Below are 20,360 nucleotides of genomic sequence, written 5' to 3'. Positions count from 1 at the left end.
TTGTCGCAGATTGCCAGAATTCAAGGGCTAAGGAGAGCGATGCTTTGGGATTATGACTTTCGTCTAATATCGCGCCTGCCGTGCACAGCGAATGCTGCGGCGCGGCATAATGGCAATGCGGTGCATCACCTGCGTCAGCCGTCGCTTGACTCGTTCCAAAAATCTTTTAAACAACTTCGCGAACGGGAAGACACCCACATGCGCGCTTGCGAATTCCATATCGCTGCTTCCGCACTGCCGGCCATCCAGGCTGCGCAGCGGGCGTGTTTTGCCGCTTTCTCCAAAACCAAGGCCAAAACGACGACGAAAACCGTCTGACGTCTCTGGCCGCCGCTCTCTCCCCGGATGGCCGGGGATAAGGAATTCCGCGAGTGATCGCGGCTTCCCCCTCACCAAATCGAGGAGAGACAGAAAGAGAGCACAAAATGGGTTTCAAGATCGCAGTCGCCGGTGCAACCGGCAATGTCGGCAGGGAAATGCTGGCGATCCTTTCCGAGCGCGGCTTCCCGGTCGACGAAGTCGTGGCGCTGGCATCCGCCCGTAGCCAGGGAACCGAAGTTTCATTCGGCGACCGGACGCTGAAGGTTTCCAACCTGGAAAACTACGATTTTTCCGACACCGATATCTGCCTGATGTCGGCAGGAGGCGAGGTTTCCAAGAAGTGGTCGCCGAAGATCGGCGCCCAGGGCTGCGTCGTCATCGACAACTCTTCCGCCTGGCGCTACGACCAGGACGTTCCGCTGATCGTTCCGGAAGTGAACCCCGATGCGATCTCCGGCTTTACCAAGCGCAACATCATCGCCAATCCGAATTGCTCGACTGCCCAGCTCGTCGTTGCGCTGAAGCCGCTGCACGACTTCGCCAAGATCAAGCGCGTCGTCGTCTCGACCTACCAGTCGGTCTCCGGCGCCGGCAAGGAAGGCATGGACGAGCTCTTCACCCAGACCCGCGCCGTCTTCGTCGCCGATCCGGTCGAATCCAAGAAGTTCACCAAGCGCATCGCCTTCAACGTCATTCCGCATATCGATAGCTTCATGGAAGATGGCTATACGAAGGAAGAGTGGAAGGTTCTCGCCGAAACCAAGAAGATGCTCGACCCGAAGATCAAGGTGACCTGCACCGCCGTGCGCGTTCCGGTCTTCATCGGCCATTCGGAATCGGTCAATATCGAGTTCGAAAACGAGATCAGCGCAGACCAGGCCAGGGATATCCTGCGCGAAGCTCCGGGCTGCCTCGTCATCGACAAGCATGAAAACGGCGGCTACATCACGCCTTACGAATGCGCCGGCGAGGATGCCACCTACATTTCCCGTATCCGCGAGGATGCGACGGTGGAAAACGGCCTCAATATCTGGGTCGTTTCCGACAACCTGCGCAAGGGTGCCGCGCTCAACGCCATCCAGATCGCCGAATTGCTCGTCAATCGCGGCCTGATCAAGCCGCGCAAGGCTGCTGCCTGATAAATAATAAATTTATTAAGCATGTTCCGATAGAAACCCCGTCAGAAATGGCGGGGTTTTTCTTTCGAATCACCCATATCACGAACTATTCATGAACGGGAGAGTTGCGATTGTCTGCAACCGCCGCCATAAGGCCGAAACAATGCACATTATCCGGACGCTTCCGACTTAAGCGATCCGGCTCTCGGGGACGGGTTTGACCGCATGAAGAAGATTTTGCTCGCAGGATTGATCGCAACCGGTTTCATGACCGCTAGTCCGGCGTTTGCCGCGCTCCAATGCGGCAACGATTCATCCGGCTTCGCCCGCTGGGTCGAAGAGTTCAAGCGGGTTGCACCTTCGAGCGGCGTCAACCCTTCCGTCGTCGAGAAGGCCTTCTCGAACGTCTCCTACAACCGCGCGACCATCAGCGCCGATCGCGGCCAGAAAAGCTTCAAGCTCTCCTTCGAGGACTTCATGAAGAAGCGCGGCGGAGCCGCCATCATCTCCCGCGGCAAGGGCATGAAATCCGGCAACGCTTCGCTGTTTGCGCAGATCGAACGCCGCTACGGCGTGCCGGCCGGCCCGATCATCGCCATCTGGGGCATGGAAACCGGTTTCGGCAGCTTCATGGGTGATCAGCACACGCTTTCCGCCGTCGCGACGCTCGCTTACGATTGCCGCCGCTCCGCCTATTTCACCGAGCAGCTTTATGCGGCCCTTCAGCTCGTCGGCCGAGGCGATCTGAGCATCACCGCCCGCGGTGCTGCCCATGGAGAGATCGGCCAGACCCAGTTCCTGCCGCTGAACGTCGTCCGCTACGGCGCCGACGGCGACGGCGACGGCCATATCGACATGGTCCGTTCGCGTGCCGACGCGCTCGCCTCGACCGCCAACTTCCTGAAAGGCCACGGCTGGAGGCCAGGTGCTGGTTACCAGCCGGGCGAGCCGAACTTCGCTGCTATCCAGGGCTGGAACGCCGCGAGCGTCTACCAGAAGGCGATCGCCTATATGGGCGCGCAGATCGACGGCCAATAAGCCAGCCGGCCATCAAGCTTCGCTTCACCTGAAAAAATTCAGGCCGACGCCTGTTCGGCCTGCTCCGGCGGTTCGGTGAGGTCCGGGCGGACGAAATCGCCCTTGCTGTCCATGATCCAGAGCTCGCCGGTCGAAATGTCGAACCAGGCGCCGTGAATGCCGAGCTTCCCTTCTTCGCCGAGTTTGCGAACAAAGGGAAACGTTTGCAGATTGGCGATCGAATTGCGGATCGAGACCCGCTCCAGCGCCGTCTGGCGTTCGGCCTGCGTCATGAATTCGTTGTTTTGGATCTGCTCGGCGGCGGGCTTCACCAGCCCCATCCACTTGCCGATGAAGTCGCCCGGCGACAGCGGCTCCATGGCAGGATCGAGAGCTGCCCGGATGCCGCCGCAGCGGCCATGGCCCATCACCACGATATTGTCGATCTCCAGCACCTGAACGGCATATTCGAGCGCTGCCGAGGTGGCATGAAACTGGCTGTCGGGCTCGTAGGGCGGCACCATGTTCGCGACGTTGCGCACGACAAAAAGCTCGCCCGGCCCGCAGTCGAAAATGGTCTCCGGCGCAGACCGGGAGTCGCAACAGGCGATCAGCAGCGTATGGGGCTTCTGCCCCTTGTCCGCCAGCACCCGGTAACGCTCGCGTTCGTCACTATAGCGACCGCTCATGAAATTGCGGTAGCCCGCCAGTAGTCTGTCAGGAAAATCCGTCATGGAGCAACGATTATAGCGCCGTCGAGGGAAGATCAACGGCCATTGTGCATCTGCGAACTTCCGGCGCCGATTAGCGCTTGATCCGCTGCAAGGGATGCACGAGGCGGCGCATCTGAACCATCGCCATCGGCGTGGAAAGGCTCGACGCGTCCGTCTCCAGCGTCAGCTCGTCGCCGCCGCGCTTGGCCGTGCGCGCAAGGACTTCGAAAACGCTCGCGGTTGCCAGCTGCAGCGCCTTTTCCTCCTCCATGCCGGCCAGGATGCGCCCGAGGAAGAGCGCTCCCAGAAGGTCGCCGAGCCCGTTCGGCGGATTGTCGATCAGCCGGTGTTCGGCAAGCAGCGCATGTTTGCCAGTCAGATAAAGATTGCCGGTACCGCCCGCCATCATCGGCACCGCCGAGGTCACCAGGATGCGCGGCGGCCCGAGCGCGATTGCGGCATCCATGATATCGTTGTTGGTTTCGAGCGGTGCGCCGGAAAGCCAAGCGAGTTCGTAGCGGTTCGGGGTGGCGATCGTTGCAAGCGGAATGAGTTCGTCGCGGATCGCTTCCGCCGTCGGCTGCGGAATATAGAGCCCGCCGAGATCGCCCATGACGGGATCGCAGACATAGAGAAGGCCGGGATTCTTCTCCTTCAGCGCCCTGATCAGCCGCGCCACCGAACGCGGCTGGGCGGCATTGCCGAAATAACCGGTCAACACCGCCTTCACTTCTCCCAGCCATGGCGCACGAATAAGATCGTCTATAGCCTTGTCGAAATCTGATTCGGGAAAGGTCAGCCGTGTAGAAGGCCCATGACCGGGATGCCAGGGGAGGACGACGGTCGGCATTGCCCAGACGGGAAATCCCAGCGTCTCGAGCGCGAAGACGGTGGCGCGATTGCCGACCGAGCCGCGCACGACATGGCTGGAGATGACGAGGACGGCACTGCTGGTATCCTGCATGAGACTGCTTTCCGGCTACGATGGCCCTGTTGATCGTTTCTTCGTCGCCGCATGTCAACAAGCCTTCACGGAACAATGAAACGTGTAGTGCCGACGGACATGGATCAGCCACGTTGCTGCACGATGACACACATCTAATTTATTCCGTCCGGGGACGGAAAAAGGGGAGAGGGACATGGCCGTCAGGCAGAATCCGAAACGGGAAAAACAGATCGAAAGCGCGCGCAAGATCGTTGCCGCGAGCAAGGGGCCGCATCTCGACCCGCTCATCCTGTTCGCCCGGGCCAGCACTGACGACCTCGAAAGCTTTACGCCGGAAATGCTGGCGCTTTCCGCCAAACATGCAGCTGAGCGGCTGATGGCCTGGACGCGGATCCGGGCCGACATCACGGTGGAACCGATCGCCGGTGTCGAGCCGGACGGTATTCCGGTCTCGGTGCTGACCGTCGTCGACCGCAACATGCCCTTCCTGTTCGACTCGGTCATGGGCGAGGTGACTGCCACCCACCGCGACCTCAGCATGGCGGTTCATCCGATCCTGGTCGTTGAGCCGGGCAAGGAACCGGCTCTCCGTTCAAACGAACAGCCCAGCGACCCGGCTCATCATGTGAGCCTCATCCAGATCCATCTTTCGCCGCTCAACGAGGAACAGGCCGCTTCGCTCACCGAGCGCATCCGCTACATTCTTGATCAGGTTCACCTGTCGATCACCGACTGGGGCTCCATGCTGGAAGTCCTCGACGGCGCAGCCAAGCAGCTCAGCAATTCGACAAGCCGCCGCAAGGCCGATCGCGACGAGGCGCTCGCCTTCCTGGACTGGCTTCGCGACGACAACTTCACCTTCCTCGGCATGCGCGAATACGTCTATTCCGGCAAGGGCACGGAGGCCAAGGTCGAACGCGGCAAGGGCCGCGGTCTCGGCATCCTCTCCGATCCGGATGTGCTGGTGCTGCGCCAAGGCAAGGACGCGGTAACGACCACGCCGGAAATCCTCGAGTTCCTCGACGGCCCCGATTTCCTGATCGTCACCAAAGCCAATGTGAAATCGGTGGTGCACCGCCGCGCCTATATGGATTATGTCGGCGTCAAACGCTTCGACGAAAAGGGCGAAGTGGTCGGCGAGCTGCGTGTCGTCGGTCTTTTCACGGCAACCGCCTATACCCACTCCGTGCGCGACATCCCTCTCCTGCGCGCCAAGACCGGCCGGGTGGAGGAGCAGTTCGGCTTCGACCCCGACAGCCATTCCGGCCGCATGCTGGAAAACACGCTCGAATCCTATCCGCGTGACGACCTCTTCCAGATCGATGCCGATCTGCTGGCCCGCTTCTGCGAGCAGATCATGGAACTGAGCGAGCGTCCGCGCGTCCGGGTCCTGCCGCGCATTGACCATTTTGACCGTTTCGTCTCGGTGATCGTCTATGTGCCTCGCGAGGACTACAATTCCCTGGTCCGCGAGAAAGTCGGCGACTACCTGACCAAGGTCTATGACGGCCACGTCTCCGCCTATTACCCGGCTTTCCCGGAAGGCGGCGTCGCCCGCGTCCACATGATCATCGGCCGACGCGGCGGCAAGACCCCGAGAATCGCGCAGGGCAAGCTCGAGGAAGCGATCCGGCTCATCGCCACCCCCTGGGAGGACCGCTTTGCAGCGCTTGCGGAGAAGGGGCCGCGGCTCTCCGTTAGCCAGGCCTTCCAGGAAGCCTTCTCGCCCGAGGAAACCTTCGCCGACCTGCCGGACATCGCCGCCTGCGCCGCCGGCGAAACGATCCGCATCGCCTTCTATCGCCGCCCCGGCGACGCCGCCAACACGGTGTCGCTGAAGATCTTCCACAAGGACCGGCACCTGTCGCTCTCCCGCCGCGTGCCGCTTCTCGAAAACCTTGGCTTCCACGCCGTCAGCGAGCAGACGTTCGAGATCGAGGTCGGGCCGGAAAACGACCGCAAGCTGATCGTCCTCCACGACATGGAACTGCAGCTCGGCGACGGGCGCGAGGTCGACCTGTCCCGCGAAGGCCTGGCTCTGGAAGAGGCCTTTCTCTCGGCCTTCGAAGGCCTGATCGACAACGACGCCTTCAACCGGCTGGTTCTGCTGGCTGGCCTGTCGGCCCGCGAAGTCACGGTGCTGCGCGCCTATTCCCGTTATCTGCGCCAGACCGGCATCGTTTATTCGCAAGCCTATATCGCCGATACGCTGGTGAAATACCCGGCCATATCCGCCGCCATCTTCCGCCTCTTCCGCGACGGCTTCGACCCGAAGATCACTGAGAAGGCCCGCATCAAGAAACTCACCGACCATCACGCCGAAATCGAAGACGCCCTCGGCAACGTGCCCAATCTCGACGAGGACCGCACGCTTCGCCGTTTCGTCAATGCGGTCGATGCCACGCTCAGGACCAACTATTTCCAGCGCGACGCCAATGGCGCACCGAACCGGATGTTCGCCTTCAAGCTCGATCCGAAACTGCTCGACGGCCTGCCGGAACCCCGGCCCTTCCGTGAAATATTCGTCTACGGCACCGAGGTCGAAGGCGTGCATCTGCGCTTCGGCAAGGTTGCGCGCGGCGGCTTGCGCTGGTCGGACCGCGGCGAGGACTATCGGACGGAAATCCTCGGCCTCGTGAAGGCGCAGCAGGTCAAGAACGCCGTGATCGTGCCGGTCGGCGCCAAGGGCGGCTTCTTCCCGAAGATGCTGCCCCCCGCGAGCTCCCGCGACGCGTTCTTCAATGCCGGCAAGGACGCCTACAAGACTTTCATCCGCACGCTCCTGTCGATCACCGACAACATCGTCGGCGCCGACATTGTCGGGCCGCCGGACACGATCCGCATCGATGGCGACGACCCGTATTTCGTGGTTGCCGCCGACAAGGGTACGGCGACCTTCTCCGACACCGCCAACGGCCTGGCGCAGGAAGCCGGCTTCTGGCTCGACGACGCCTTCGCCTCCGGCGGCTCGGCCGGTTACGACCACAAGAAGATGGGCATCACCGCCCGCGGCGCCTGGGAGGCCGTGAAACGGCATTTCCGCGAAAAGGACATCGACATCCAGACGACGCCGTTCACGGTCGCCGGCGTCGGCGACATGTCCGGCGACGTCTTCGGCAACGGTATGCTGCTGTCGCGCAAGATCCGCCTCATCGCGGCCTTCGACCATCGCGATATCGTCATCGATCCGGACCCGGATATCGAAAAGTCCTTCACCGAGCGCGAGCGCATGTTCGCCCTGCCCCGTTCGAGCTGGCAGGATTACGACAAGTCGACCCTTTCCGAAGGGGCAATGGTCATTTCCCGCTCGGAGAAGTCTGTAAAGCTCACCAGGCAGGCCGCTGCCGCAATCGGTATCGACAAGACGACGGCGACGCCCTTCGAGATCATGACCGCGATCCTGAAGAGCCCCGTCGACCTTCTCTGGTTCGGCGGCATCGGCACCTATATCAAGGCTGCCTCCGAGTCCGACACGGAAGTCGGCGACCGTGCCAATGATCCCATCCGCATCACCGCGGTGGAAGTGCGCGCCAGCGTCGTCGGCGAGGGCGCCAATCTCGGCATGACCCAGAAGGGCCGCATCGCCTATTCACTGAACGGCGGTCGCTGCAATTCCGACGCGATCGACAATTCGGCCGGCGTCAATTCCTCCGACGTCGAGGTCAACATCAAGATCGCCCTCAACCCGGCCATGCAGGAGGGCCGCCTGACCCGCGACAAGCGCAACCAGCTTCTCGCCTCGATGACCGAGGAAGTCGGCCATCTCGTGCTGCGCAACAACTACCTGCAGCCGCTGTCGATCTCGCTGACGGAACGCAAGGGCACCGGCAACCGCGAGGAGCTTTCGAGGCTGATGTCGGTGATGGAATCGCATGGCCAGCTCAACCGCAAGGTCGAAACCCTGCCCGACGACGCGGAACTCGCCGAACGTTATTCCTCCGGCAGGCCGTTGACCCGGCCGGAGATCGGCGTGCTTCTCTCCTATTCGAAGATCGTACTGTTCGACGCCCTGATCGAAAGCAGTCTGCCCGACGATCCGTATTTCTCGGCCGTCCTGAAGGCCTATTTCCCGGCAAAGATGCAGAAGGCTTATGCGGCGGACATCCAGTCCCACCGCCTGCACCGCGAAATCGTCGCCACCGCGCTCGCCAACGAAGCGATCAACCGCGGCGGCCCCGGTTTCGTGCAGCAGATGAGCGACATGACCGGCGCCACGGCGGCGAATGTCGTCAAGGCCGCCTTCCTTGCCCGCGACGGTTTCGAACTTCCCAAGCTCTGGGCCGAGATCGATGCGCTGGACGGAAAAATTCCCGGCCAGCTGCAGAACGATCTCTATGCCCGCACCACCGAGACCTTTGCAGAAGCAACCCGCCTCATCCTGCAGACGCAGGTCGGCACCGGCGACGTGGACGGCGCGATGAGCCGCCTCAAGGCAGCGATTAAGGGGCTGCGCTCGTCGCTATCAGGCGGAGATTTCGTGGAAACCGCGGCACGCGCTGCGGAACTCGAAGCGCAGGGCATTCCGGCGTCGCTTGCCCGTGAAATCCTGTTGCTGTCGACGCTGGTCCTGGTGCCGGAGATCATGCTGATCGCCGACCGCACCGGCGAGACGATGGCGCGCGCCACCGAGAGCTATTTCGCCGTCACCGAAACCTTCCGGGTCAATCAGCTGATCGGTGCGGGCGACCGCATCAGCACCTCGGAACATTACGAGAGCCTGGCGCTCTCCCGCAGCCTGCAGCAGCTCGCCTCGGCCCGCCGCGATATCGTCATCGCCGCGCTGACCGCCCATCCGAAGGAGAAGAAGCCGTTGGAAGCCTGGGTCGGCGGCGACCGGGTGCGGGTGAACCGCATTGGTGCCGAACTGGTGACCTTGAGCGAAAGCGGCGAGTTGACGCTTCCGAAGATCACCGTCGCAGCCGGTCTCCTGAGCGATCTTGCGCATGGTCGGGCGATGTAGGACAACGGACCGAACTGGCTGATCCGGGGGAAAAATGGCCGTTACTGATGTGGACGAAGCGCCGGCAAAAACGAGCCGGCGCGGCATCTGGGGCTGGATGTTCTTCGATTGGGCGGCCCAGCCGTTCTTCACCGTCGTCACCACCTTCATCTTCGGCCCCTATTTCGTTTCCCGGCTGAGCGAGGACCCCGTCTCGGCGCAGGCGGCGTGGAGCAACATGGCGACAGTCTCGTCGCTGGTCATCGCCGTCTTCTCCCCCATCCTCGGCTCAATCGCCGACCAGGCCGGCCCCCGCAAACCCTGGATCGCCTTTTTTGCGATGATCAAGATCGCCTGTGTCTCGGCCCTCTGGTTCGCAGCGCCCGGTTCGCCGATCATCTGGCCGATGATCTTCATGATCTTCGCGTCGATCGCCGCGGAGTTCTCGACCGTCTTCAACGATTCGATGATGCCGCGGCTGGTCTCCAAGGCGGATGTCGGCCGCATTTCCAACGTCGCATGGGGGCTCGGTTATCTTGGCGGCATGATCGTGCTGATCGCCGTCGTGGTGCTGCTCGCAGCCAATCCTGAAACCGGCAAAACGCTGATCGGCATCCCCCCGCTTTTCGGCCTCGATCCGCATCTCGGCGAGGACGCCCGCATTACCGGTCCTATCTCCGCCCTCTGGTATTTCCTGTTCATCCTGCCGATGTTCTTCTTCACGCCGGACGCCGTGAAGGGCCTGCCGCTCGGCGCGGCGGTCCGCTCCGGCATAAGGGAACTTGGCGGCACGCTACGGGACCTGAGGCAGCGCACCGGCATCGCGAAATTCCTGCTCGCCCGCATGCTCTACCAGGACGGCGTCAACGGCCTGCTGATCCTCGGCGGCACGTTTGCGGCCGGGATGTTCGGCTGGGCGACGATCGAGATCGGCATTTACGGCATCATCCTGAATGTCGTTGCGATCTTCGGCTGCATCGTCGCCGGCTGGCTCGACCGCCTGCTCGGCTCGAAGATCGTCGTGATCATCAGCCTGGTATTGCTGGTGATCGCTACCCTCGGCATCATTTCCACCGGCCCGGGCTTCGTCTTCTTCGGCCTTCTGCCGCTCTCGGGAGAGGACAGCGGCGGCCTGTTCGGCACCGCTGCGGAAAAAGCCTATATCCTGTTCGGATTGCTGATCGGCATCGCCTTCGGCCCCGTCCAGGCCTCGTCGCGATCCTACCTTGCCCGCAGCGTCAGTCTTTCGGAGACCGGCCGATATTTCGGCATCTATGCGCTGTCCGGCCGGGCGACGAGCTTCCTCGCGACGCTGTTCTTCTCGCTCATGACCTATGCCAGCGGCTCCGCCCGGCTCGGCATGGCAACGCTGCTGATCTTCCTCGTGGCGGGGCTGCTGCTGCTGCTTGCGACGCCCTATCCGGCGAGCAGGAAGTAGAGACGGATAGCTATTCCGCTGGGAGGTGGATCCTCGGGTCGAGCCCGAGGATGACGGAGCGCGTGGGATTGCCAGGTCAAAGCAAGAAACCTAGCGGTTCATCAAACGTCTCTTTGGGCAGCCTTTGAAACCCTTACAGCCGTCATCCTCGGGCTTGACCCGAGGATCCACGCCACACCCTCAGAGCATGACGTCCAGCAACATCAATGCCGAAAATGCCGCATCCCGGTAAAGACCATCGCCACGCCATGCTCGTCGGCAGCGGCGATCACCTCGTCGTCGCGCATGGAACCGCCCGGCTGGATGACCGCCGTGGCCCCGGCCGCGATGGCCGAAAGCAGACCGTCGGCGAAGGGGAAGAAGGCTTCCGAGGCCACCGCGGAACCCTTGGTCATCGGCTCGACCCAACCCATGGCCCTGGCCGCCTCTTCCGCCTTGATGCCGGCAATGCGGGCGGAATCGATGCGGCTCATCTGGCCGGCTCCGATGCCGGCCGTCTGGCCGTTCTTGGCGTAGACGACCGCATTCGACTTCACGTGCTTGGCGACCTTGAAAGCGAACTTCATGTCTTCGAGTTCGGTCGGCGTCGGCGCGCGCTTGGTGACGATGCGCAGGTCGATGTCTTCGACCATGCCGTTGTCGCGGGTCTGGACCAGCAGGCCGCCCGAAACGGTCTTCGCCGTCAGGCCGCGCGAGCGCGGGTCCGGCAGGCCGCCGGTCACCAGCAGGCGCAGGTTCTTCTTGGCCGCGATGATCGCCTGGGCCTCGTCGGAAACCGCAGGCGCAATGATCACTTCCGTAAACAGCTTGACGATCTCTTCGGCCGTCTCCGCATCCAGAAGCTGGTTGACCGCGATGATGCCGCCGAAGGCCGAGGTGGAATCGCAGGCGAGTGCCCGCAGATAGGCTTCCTTGAGGCTCGGGCCGGTTGCGACGCCGCAGGGGTTCGCATGCTTGATGATCGCGCAGGCCGGAGCCTTTTCCGGCGAGAATTCGGCGATCAACTCGAAGGCGCCGTCGGTGTCGTTGATATTGTTGTAGGAAAGCTGCTTGCCCTGAAGCAGTTTTGCGGTCGCCACGCCCGGACGGTTTTCGCCGGTCACGTAGAAGCCGGCGCTCTGGTGCGGGTTCTCGCCATAGCGCATCTCTTCCTTCAGCACGCCGCCGATCGTCCGGTAGCGCGGGATTTCAATGTCGAGCGCTTCCGCAAACCAGTTCGAGATCGCCGTGTCATAGGCCGCCGTGCGGGCATAGGCCTTGGCGGCGAGCTTCTGGCGGAAGGCATAGACGGTCTGCCCGTCATTCGAGCGCAGCGCCTCGATCAGCGCCGGGTAGTCGGAAGGATCGGTGACGGTGGTCACATAGGCATGGTTCTTGGCGGACGCGCGGATCATCGCCGGGCCGCCGATATCGATATTCTCGACCGTCGTCGGGTAGTCGCCGCCGGCGGCGCGCACTTCCTCAAACGGGTAAAGGTTGATGACGGCAAGATCGATGCCTTCGATATCGTGTTCCTTCATCGCCGCGACGTGTTCCGCATCGTCGCGGATCGCCAGCAGGCCGCCATGCACGGTCGGGTGCAGCGTCTTCACCCGCCCGTCCATGATTTCCGGAAAACCGGTGACTTCCGACACGTCGGTCACGGCAAGGCCCGCGGCAGCGATCGCCTTGTGCGTACCGCCGGTCGACAGCAGCTTCACACCGCGTTCAGTGAGGGCTTTGGCAAGCTCGATGATACCGGTCTTGTCGGAGACCGAGAGCAGCGCGGTGCGGATCCTGATGCGGTCGGGAGCGGGGATCTTCTTGGAAACGACGGCCATCGGTCTCTCCTGGAAAGGCGCCGCGGAACCCGGCGCGAAGGTAAGATGGCCGCCCGTTAGCACAGCTTGGCGGAAGAAGAAACGGCCTATTCGCCGCGTCTCAGCATCCAGCGTATTTCCGAAGTCTCCGGCGGAGAAAACTCGATGACGAGCTGCTGGCTCGGCCGCACGCCGGAGACGTCGGCAAAGAAGATGTCCTCGTCGATCATCACCTGCAGCCCCGGTGCCGCAAAGATCCAGGTCTCGCCATCCGGCGCACGCATGCTGACGCTCTCCTCGTCCCGGCGCGACAGCGTGATGACCGGATGGATGTGGAAACGCGCCACCGCCAGGAACGGCCCGCTTTCGGCCACCTCGCCCTCCGGCAGGAAGAGCCTATCGTGGCCCTTGATCTTGTTGCCCTTCACATTGAGGCCGATCTCGCGTTCGTGGAAATAACCGAACTGGTGGACGTAGCCGTCGTGGCTGGCCCGCAGCCAGTCATTGCCGTGCAAGTCGTCCCAGCGCTCCACCTCCACTTCCGACACGCCGCCGAGCAGCATGGAGCCTGCGAACCGGGACCGGATGATGCGGCTGGACGACGTTTCGTTGAGGGTCACCGTCGAGTGGGCGGGCGTCGAGCGTGCCATGTGCCGGTAGTTTCGCCCCGCATATTTCGGCGAGCCGCAATTGACGATGAAGCGGTGCCGGCCGGCCGACATCTCGAAGGACAGGCAGCCCGCATGCGCCCCACGGGAAAGCCCGGGAGAGAGCGGGCGGCCGGTATCGACGATCAGCGTCGTGCCGTCCGCCGAGAGGCGATGATAGTTCATGTGCGGCAGCGCCTTGAACGGCTTGCCGGCCGTTTCGTCGTAACGCAGCACCGACATCAGCTCGCTCGCGGGCGTCGAGCTCGCGCCGTTGAACAGCGCCAGATCGCCATCCTGATGGCGAAAGAAGCGGAGCGCCGGATACATGCGATCGATCGTCGGGATGAGCTTCTGCGGCAGGTCGTGGCCGAGATTGATATAGGTCTGGCGAAGCGGCAGGAGATCGATCAGCAGGTCGAGCACCGCCCGCGGATTGCGCGATACATGCCCGCCATCGGCAAGGATCTGGCGTTCGAGCTCCCGATCCAGCCGCCCGCCCTCGCGCCGGATATAGGCGGCCCGCGTCGGCATCGAGATCGAGGCCATGGCAAGCGCGATCCTGAGCCGCAGCCGCGTATCGCCCTCCGGCGTGCAGCCGGCTATCTTTCTGAGATACCGGACCTGATAGGCGAGGCTTTTCATGAAACGCCGGTAGAAACCGGCTTCTGCGCCCTGCAGCACGACGGTGGAATGCGAAAGCCAGGCGATCACCCGCTCCGCTGCGACATGCGCTTCCCAGGCAATGCCCTGCGGGCGTCGGCCATAAAGCGCGATCCAGTCAGCGACCACCTGTCGGGCGCTAGCACAGGCGGCTTCCGTCTTGTTGGTGCGGACATGGCGGAGCCAGGCGAAGGAATGCAGCCGCTCTGCTGCCGCCCGCGACGGCAGCTCGACGGAGAACGGCGATTGACCGTAGGTTTCGAGAATCCGCCCGGCGAGCGGGAACCGGCCTTCCAGGATTTCCTCCGCCACGAACGGATCGAGCGCCCTCAGATCAGTCGGCGCGACGATCAGCCGATCCGGCACCTGCATGGAAAACGAAGTCGCGGCCAGGCGGAATCCCGCGGAACGCCGGCAAAGGCGCCGCCAGATTTCCCGCAAGCCGAAGGACATCAGCCTTCGGCGATCCGCGAGCCGCATCTTCAATCTGGAATACTCCGCAGGAATCAGCCTCCGCCCCGCCAGCGGGAATCAACTATTAGATTGTTCGAAAGTATCAGTCCGTATGGTGAAGAAACCCTTACCGCACCTGAAGGACGCTCGCGAAGAAGCCATCCATGCCACCAACAAAATTTTCGCTGGCGGGCAGCATGGCCGGCGTGGTGCGGAATTCGCCGAGCGGCGAGATCGCCCCTTCCAGCCCCGGCCAGTCCTCAGGGTTGACGGCCACGCGTTTCAATTCGGGATGGTCCTTGAGCACGCGCACGACCAGTTCTTCCCCCTCCAGCGAATCGAGCGAGCAATTGGAGAAAACGATAATGCCGCCCGATTTCACCAGCGTGACGGCGTGCCGCAGCATCTTTTCCTGCAGAGCCGCGAGCTTCGTCACATCCTCCGGTCCCTTGGTCCAGAACACATCCGGATGCCGGCGCGTCGTGCCGGTCGAGGAACAGGGCGCATCGAGCAGCACGCCATCCAGCAGTTCTGCCGGCTTGAAATCGAAAAGGTCGCCGCTGACCAGTTCCGCCTCGTAACCGAGCCGACCGAGGTTTTCTTTCAGCCGTGCCAGCCGGTTGACGGATTGCTCGACGGCGATCACCTCGGCACCAGCCGCGATCAGCTGCGCCGTCTTGCCGCCGGGGGCGGCGCAGAGGTCGGCGACCTTCTTGCCCTTCAGGTCGCCGAACAGCTTTGCGGGAATGCTGGCGGCGACATCCTGCACCCACCAGACACCTTCATCGAACCCTTCGAGCGCGGAAACCGCGCCATCGAAGGCCGCGAGGCGAATGCTGCCGGTCGGCAGAACCGTGCCGCCGAGCTTTTCGGCCCAGGCTGCGGGATCGGATTTGACCGTCAGGTCGATGGCCGCCGGAACAAGCTGCGCTTCGGCGATACGATCCGCCTCCGCCTCGCCGTAGAGGGCGACCAGCCGCTTGCGGAACCAGGCCGGCACCGGGGAGATGGTGGCGGTCGCGGTGAGTATCTCGTCCTTTTCCCGGTCCAGCCGGCGCAGCACCGCATTTACGAGCTTGGCAAAGCGGCGGTTGCGCGGGTCGCGATTGGCCTGCTCGACCGCAAGGTCGACGGCCGCATGCGGCGGCACGTCGAGATGCAGGATCTGCGCGGCAGCAATCACCAGCACGTGGTGAAGTGCCCGAGCGCCTTCGGGCAGCGGCGTGTCGATCAGCGAAGCGATCGCCGCCTCGATGCGCGGCAGATGACGAAGTGCAGTATTGAGGATGGCGCGCGTCAACGCCCGATCGGCATCGCTGAGCGCCCTATAGGCCGGATTGCCATGGACGAGGTCGAGCATGCCGTCGAGCGAAATCTTACGGTCGACGACGGCCGCCAGAAGCTTTGCGGCCGTGACCCGAACCTCGAGACCTGCCTTGAAGGGACCGCTTTCCTTCTCCGAGTGAGCCGGTTTCCTGCGCTGTTCCGCAGGTTTGCCTGCTGGCTTGTAAGGCTTCTTGTTCTTCTTGGCTTCGTTCAAGACCAGGGACCTTTGCGCGGTTCATCCGAGCCGCGGCCCCAACCGGTATTCGGAACGGAGCGCGCGGTGCGCTGCGGTCTATCAGCCTGGAACCCGGCCGTCGAGGCACCACTACCGAACTCCCCGGCCATCTGCTGGAGCGCGGCGATACGGTTCCCGGTATCCGGGTGGGTCGAGAACAGGTTGTCCATGCGCTCGCCCGACAACGGGTTGATGATGAACATATGCGCCGTTGCCGGATTGCGCTCGGCTTCGTAGTTCGGGATCTGATGCGCAGCGCCGGCGATCTTCCCGAGTGCCGAGGCGAGCCACAGCGGATTGCCGCAGATTTCGGCGCCGCGCCGGTCGGCCGAATATTCGCGCGTCCGGCTGATCGCCATCTGCACCAGCATCGCGGCGAACGGGGCGACGATCATCGCCACCAGCACGCCGATGAAACCGAGCGGATTGTTGTTTTCGCGGTTGCCGCCGAAGAAGAAGGCGAAATTGCCGAGCATCGAGATCGCGCCGGCAAGCGTCGCGGTGATCGTCATCGTCAGCGTATCGCGGTTCTGGATATGCGCGAGCTCATGCGCCATCACGCCCGCCACTTCCTCATGCGTCAGCCGCTGCATCAGCCCGGTGGAAGCCGCGACCGCGGCGTTCTGCGGGTTGCGGCCGGTCGCAAAGGCGTTCGGCTGCGGATTGTCGTAGACATAGACCTTCGGCATCGGCAGGCCGGCATTGGCCGAAAGGTCGCGGATCATGTTGTAGAATTCCGGTGCGCTGCGCGCATCGACCTCCTGCGCATGGTAGGCCGAAAGCACCATCTTGTCGGAATTCCAGTAGGAAAACAGGTTCATCCCGGCAGCGATCACCAACGCGATCATCATGCCGCCCGTGCCGCCGATCAGGAAGCCGATCCCCATGAAGAGGGCCGTCATGAAGGCCAGAAGCATGGCGGTGCGCATTACATTCATCGTCATCTCTCCCGTTGCCGATATCGTCCCAGGGCGGTTAAAGGGTTTTCCACTGGGCGCGAACACCTTATGATGTGGTCAATTCAACCAGAATTTTCAATAATCCACCCGGCGAAGCCCACGATGCAAAGCGCAGATAACGACAATTCCGAAATCGTACCGGAAGAAGGTGCGCCCAAGAAGCAGCTTTCCCCAGCCGCCGAGCGCGCGCTCAAGGAAGCCGAGGAACGCCGCCAGGCGGCCGCCAAGGCCGAAACGCCGCAAGAATTCGGCGGCCGAGGCGGCGCCGACCCCGCACGCTTCGGCGACTGGGAGATCAACGGCCGGGCGATCGATTTCTAAGTAAATATTCCTATTGACTTTGCTAATAGATTGGAATTTATTCCTTTCCATGATCAAGTCGCTTCTGATTCTCACTGGCATCGCTGCGGTGTTCGCCACCGAAGCGGAAGCGCGTGACGAGATCTCCGGGCCGGTCGCGGCGGAGATCCTGCGGGTCATCGACGGCGATACGCTGCTGGTCGAAGCCCAGCCTTGGCCGCAGCAGAAGATGGAAGTTTATGTGCGTATTCGGGGCATCGATGCGCCGGAGCTGAAATCGAAATGCGAGCGGCTTCGTGAGGCGGGCCTTGGCGCCCAACGTGCGCTCGAAGCGCTGACCGCCCAATCACGCAAAATTCAGCTCACCCATATTTCCGGCGACAAATATTTCGGCCGCATCGTCGCAGACGTGGTGCTCTCCGATGGCCGCAGCGCCGGCGGCGACCTGTTGCTCGCGGGCCTCGTGCAGACATATGACGGCGGCCGCAAGCCGCGGCAGGCCTGCGACACGGAATGAAAGGCCGCCCGGTTTCCCGAGCGGTCTTTGGGTTCGATCAGCCCGCCTTGTTCTGGCGGTTGGCGATCAGGTCGTCGACCACTCCGGGATCGGCAAGCGTCGAGATATCCCCGAGCGCGCCGAAGTCGTCCTCTGCGATCTTGCGCAGGATGCGGCGCATGATCTTGCCGGAGCGGGTTTTTGGCAGGCCGGGTGCGAACTGGATCTTGTCCGGTGCCGCGATCGGGCCGATCTCCTGGCGGACGTGCTTCACCAGTTCCTGACGCAGCGCATCGCCGCCTTCGTGGCCGGACATCAGGGTCACGTAGCAATAGATGCCCTGCCCCTTGATATTGTGCGGATAACCGACGACAGCGGCCTCCGACACCAGATGGTGCGAGACGAGTGCCGACTCCACTTCCGCCGTGCCGAGACGGTGGCCGGAAACGTTCAGCACGTCGTCGACGCGGCCGGTGATCCAGTAATAACCGTCCTCGTCGCGCCGGCAGCCGTCACCGGTGAAATATTTGCCCTTGTAGGTCGAGAAATAGGCCTGGATGAAGCGGTCGTGGTCGCCGTAGAGCGTGCGCATCATGCCCGGCCAGCTGTCCGCGATGCAGAGATTGCCGTCGGCCGCGCCTTCCAGCACCTTGCCCTCGTTGTCGACCAGTTCCGGCTTCACGCCGAAGAACGGCTTGGTCGCCGATCCCGGCTTCAGGTCGGTGGCGCCCGGAAGCGGCGTGATCATGTGGCCGCCGGTTTCCGTCTGCCACCAGGTATCGACCACCGGGCAGCGTTTGTCGCCGACCACGTTGTAATACCATTCCCAGGCTTCCGGATTGATCGGCTCGCCGACTGTGCCGAGCAGGCGCAGGCTTTCGCGTGAGGAGCGTTTCACGAATTCGTCGCCGGCCCCCATCAGCGAGCGGATCGCCGTCGGAGCGGTGTAGAAAATGTTGACCTTGTGCTTGTCGATGATTTCCCAGAAACGGCCCTGGTCCGGGAAGTTCGGCACACCTTCGAACATCAGCGAGGTGGCGCAGTTCGCCAGCGGGCCGTAGACGATGTAGGAATGGCCGGTCACCCAGCCCACATCCGCCGTGCACCAGTAGATGTCGCCGTCATGGTAGTCGAACGTATATTCGTGGGTCATCGCCGCGAAGACGAGGTAACCGCCGGTCGTGTGCAGCACGCCTTTCGGCTTGCCGGTCGAACCTGATGTGTAAAGGATGAACAGCGGATCTTCCGCCTTCATTTTCACCGGTTCGCAATGCTCCTTCACGGTGGCGATTTCCTGGTGATACCAGAGGTCGCGGCCGGGCGCCCAGCCGGTCTTGCCGCCGGTACGGCGCACCACCACGACCTTGTTGACGATCACGTGCTGGCGGGCGGCGATATGGATCGCCGTATCGGTATTGTCCTTGAGCGGCACCGGCTTGCCGCCGCGCACGCCCTCGTCGCAGGTGATCACGAAGGTGGACTGGCAGTCGATGATGCGGCCGGCCAGCGCTTCCGGCGAGAACCCGCCGAACACGACCGAATGCACCGCGCCGATACGGGCGCAGGCGAGCATCGCATAGGCCGCTTCTGGGATCATCGGCATGTAGATGGTGACGCGGTCGCCCTTCTTGACGCCGTGTTTCTTCAAGACGTTGGCCAGCCGGCAGACCTGATCGTAGAGCTGGTTATAGGTTATCTTCTTGTCGATATAGGGATTGTCGCCTTCCCAGATCAGCGCGGTGCGCTCTCCATGGGTCTTCAGGTGGCGGTCGATGCAGTTGTAGGAAACGTTGGTCAGGCCGTCTTCGAACCACTTGATCGAGACCTTGCCCTTGAAGGAGGTGTTCTTGACCTTGGTATAGGGCTTGAACCAGTCGATGCGCTTTCCATGCTTGCCCCAGAACTTGTCCGGGTCCTCAACGCTCTCCTCGTACCACTTTTCGTATTTATCCTTGTCGATGAGCGCCTTCGCTTTGGCAGACTTGAGGACCGGGTAGACTTTTTCCGACATGAACACCTCCCTGAATTGGCACGCACGACGACGCATCGAGCCGTCAGCGGTTTGTGCCGCATTCATAACAGGTGAGGCAAGGGCGGCAATTAGACAAACGGTTCATCTCGGTGCAACGATCTCGCTTCAAAGATTTGCAATTCTGTCCCAATTCGATTATAGGGCGGTAAATTCCCGGAAATTGTGGTTGATACCCACGGCCCGCGACACCGGCGCGGACGGACAGAGGACCTATACCCATGGCTCAACAATTGCTCATGCCGAAGGCGACCGCTGTATGGCTGGTCGACAATACCGCGCTTTCCTTCGAGCAGATCGCCAATTTCTGCAAGCTCCACCCGCTTGAGGTGAAGGCGATTGCGGATGGCGAAGCGGCGCAGGGCATCAAGGGCCTCGACCCGATCGCCACCGGCCAGCTTTCGCGCGATGAAATCGAACGCGGCGAAAAGGACATCAATCACAAGCTGAAGCTGTCCGAGCCGAAGGTTCGCGTGCCTGAATCAAAGCGCCGCGGCCCGCGCTACACGCCGGTCTCCAAGCGCCAGGATCGCCCGAACGCCATTCTCTGGCTGGTTCGCAACCATCCGGAACTCAAGGACGCACAGATTTCCCGCCTCGTCGGCACCACTAAGTCGACGATCGAGCAAATCCGCGAGCGCACCCACTGGAACTCGACCAACCTGACGCCGATGGATCCGGTGACGCTCGGCCTCTGCAGCCAGATCGATCTCGACCTCGAAGTCGAACGCGCTTCCAAGGGCCGTCCTCTGCCGACCGCCGCCGAACTTGGCGCTTCCCTGCAGCCGGCGGCTGAAACCGAGAACCTCGGCTTCAGCTATCGCAACGAGCGCGAGGAAGAGAAGGAAAAGGAGATCGACGCGGACGCCGTTTTCGCCAAGCTCTCGTCGCTCAAGTCCACCCGTCGCGACGACGACGAGGAAGACGAGCGCTTCTGATCGAACCATTTCGATTGCATCAA

At 62.5% G+C, this 20,360-nt stretch carries 15 protein-coding genes; 8 read left to right on the top strand and 7 right to left on the bottom strand.

Annotation, left to right across the window (positions count from 1 at the left end):
• Positions 1–39: 39 nt before the first annotated feature.
• From C5L10_RS33695 to C5L10_RS15870, 3 genes are all read left to right on the top strand, one after another.
• Positions 40–318, top strand: coding sequence for a hypothetical protein (locus C5L10_RS33695; protein WP_172717053.1), 279 nt, complete (start codon positions 40–42; stop codon positions 316–318).
• Between the two features lie 107 nt (positions 319–425).
• Positions 426–1,460, top strand: coding sequence for an aspartate-semialdehyde dehydrogenase (locus C5L10_RS15875; protein WP_046668140.1), 1,035 nt, complete (start codon positions 426–428; stop codon positions 1,458–1,460).
• A gap of 204 nt (positions 1,461–1,664) precedes the next feature.
• Positions 1,665–2,477, top strand: a complete 813-nt coding sequence (locus C5L10_RS15870; RefSeq protein ID WP_105430471.1) for a lytic transglycosylase domain-containing protein — start codon at positions 1,665–1,667, stop codon at positions 2,475–2,477.
• Positions 2,478–2,515: 38 nt separating this feature from the next.
• Here C5L10_RS15870 and C5L10_RS15865 read toward each other — a convergent pair whose 3' ends face one another.
• Positions 2,516–3,190, bottom strand: a complete 675-nt coding sequence (locus tag C5L10_RS15865) for a carbonic anhydrase (protein ID WP_046668139.1) — start codon at positions 3,188–3,190, stop codon at positions 2,516–2,518.
• A gap of 70 nt (positions 3,191–3,260) precedes the next feature.
• The gene (gene pdxY, locus C5L10_RS15860) at positions 3,261–4,133 is read right to left on the bottom strand and encodes a pyridoxal kinase PdxY (protein WP_105430470.1); all 873 of its coding nucleotides are present in this window, start codon (positions 4,131–4,133) and stop codon (positions 3,261–3,263) included.
• A gap of 175 nt (positions 4,134–4,308) precedes the next feature.
• Here pdxY and C5L10_RS15855 point away from each other — a divergent pair, with 175 nt between their 5' ends.
• Together C5L10_RS15855 and C5L10_RS15850 are read left to right on the top strand one after the other, a co-directional pair.
• Complete coding sequence (locus C5L10_RS15855) at positions 4,309–9,075, top strand: NAD-glutamate dehydrogenase (RefSeq protein ID WP_105430469.1); 4,767 nt, start codon at positions 4,309–4,311, stop codon at positions 9,073–9,075.
• Positions 9,076–9,109: 34 nt separating this feature from the next.
• The gene (locus tag C5L10_RS15850) at positions 9,110–10,492 is read left to right on the top strand and encodes an MFS transporter (RefSeq protein WP_105430468.1); all 1,383 of its coding nucleotides are present in this window, start codon (positions 9,110–9,112) and stop codon (positions 10,490–10,492) included.
• 203 nt (positions 10,493–10,695) lie between these two features.
• On the opposite strand, the gene purH is transcribed toward C5L10_RS15850, so the two are convergent.
• The 4 genes from purH to htpX form a co-directional block, all read right to left on the bottom strand.
• A complete protein-coding gene (gene purH / locus C5L10_RS15845; RefSeq protein WP_105430467.1) occupies positions 10,696–12,312 on the bottom strand; it encodes a bifunctional phosphoribosylaminoimidazolecarboxamide formyltransferase/IMP cyclohydrolase in 1,617 nt (538 codons plus the stop codon).
• Between the two features lie 86 nt (positions 12,313–12,398).
• Complete coding sequence (locus tag C5L10_RS15840; protein WP_105430547.1) at positions 12,399–14,081, bottom strand: heparinase II/III family protein; 1,683 nt, start codon at positions 14,079–14,081, stop codon at positions 12,399–12,401.
• A 100-nt stretch (positions 14,082–14,181) separates the two neighbouring features.
• Complete coding sequence (locus C5L10_RS15835) at positions 14,182–15,600, bottom strand: RsmB/NOP family class I SAM-dependent RNA methyltransferase (RefSeq protein WP_105430466.1); 1,419 nt, start codon at positions 15,598–15,600, stop codon at positions 14,182–14,184.
• On the bottom strand, positions 15,591–16,553 hold the full coding sequence (gene htpX / locus C5L10_RS15830; RefSeq protein ID WP_105430546.1) for a zinc metalloprotease HtpX: 963 nt from the start codon (positions 16,551–16,553) through the stop codon (positions 15,591–15,593). The genes C5L10_RS15835 and htpX overlap by 10 nt, the downstream gene beginning before the upstream one ends.
• A gap of 123 nt (positions 16,554–16,676) precedes the next feature.
• Between htpX and C5L10_RS15825 the strand changes: the two genes are divergently transcribed.
• Entirely contained in the window at positions 16,677–16,895 is a 219-nt protein-coding gene (locus C5L10_RS15825; protein WP_105430465.1) for a DUF1674 domain-containing protein, read from the top strand.
• A gap of 49 nt (positions 16,896–16,944) precedes the next feature.
• A complete protein-coding gene (locus tag C5L10_RS15820) occupies positions 16,945–17,391 on the top strand; it encodes a thermonuclease family protein (RefSeq protein ID WP_105430464.1) in 447 nt (148 codons plus the stop codon).
• 37 nt (positions 17,392–17,428) lie between these two features.
• Here the strand turns inward: C5L10_RS15820 and acs are convergent, their stop codons facing one another.
• Positions 17,429–19,381, bottom strand: coding sequence for an acetate--CoA ligase (acs, locus tag C5L10_RS15815; RefSeq protein ID WP_105430463.1), 1,953 nt, complete (start codon positions 19,379–19,381; stop codon positions 17,429–17,431).
• A gap of 239 nt (positions 19,382–19,620) precedes the next feature.
• On the opposite strand from acs, the gene C5L10_RS15810 reads away from it, so the two are divergent.
• Positions 19,621–20,337 (top strand): DUF1013 domain-containing protein, encoded by a 717-nt coding sequence (locus tag C5L10_RS15810; protein ID WP_046606648.1) that lies wholly within the window; start codon positions 19,621–19,623, stop codon positions 20,335–20,337.
• Positions 20,338–20,360 lie beyond the last annotated feature (23 nt).

Origin of the sequence: Neorhizobium sp. T6_25, assembly GCF_002968555.1 — a bacterium.
In the GTDB taxonomy this organism is placed as follows: domain Bacteria; phylum Pseudomonadota; class Alphaproteobacteria; order Rhizobiales; family Rhizobiaceae; genus Neorhizobium.
The sequence above is the reverse complement of the archived record's forward strand: the minus strand, read 5'-3'. Positions and strand labels throughout refer to the sequence as shown.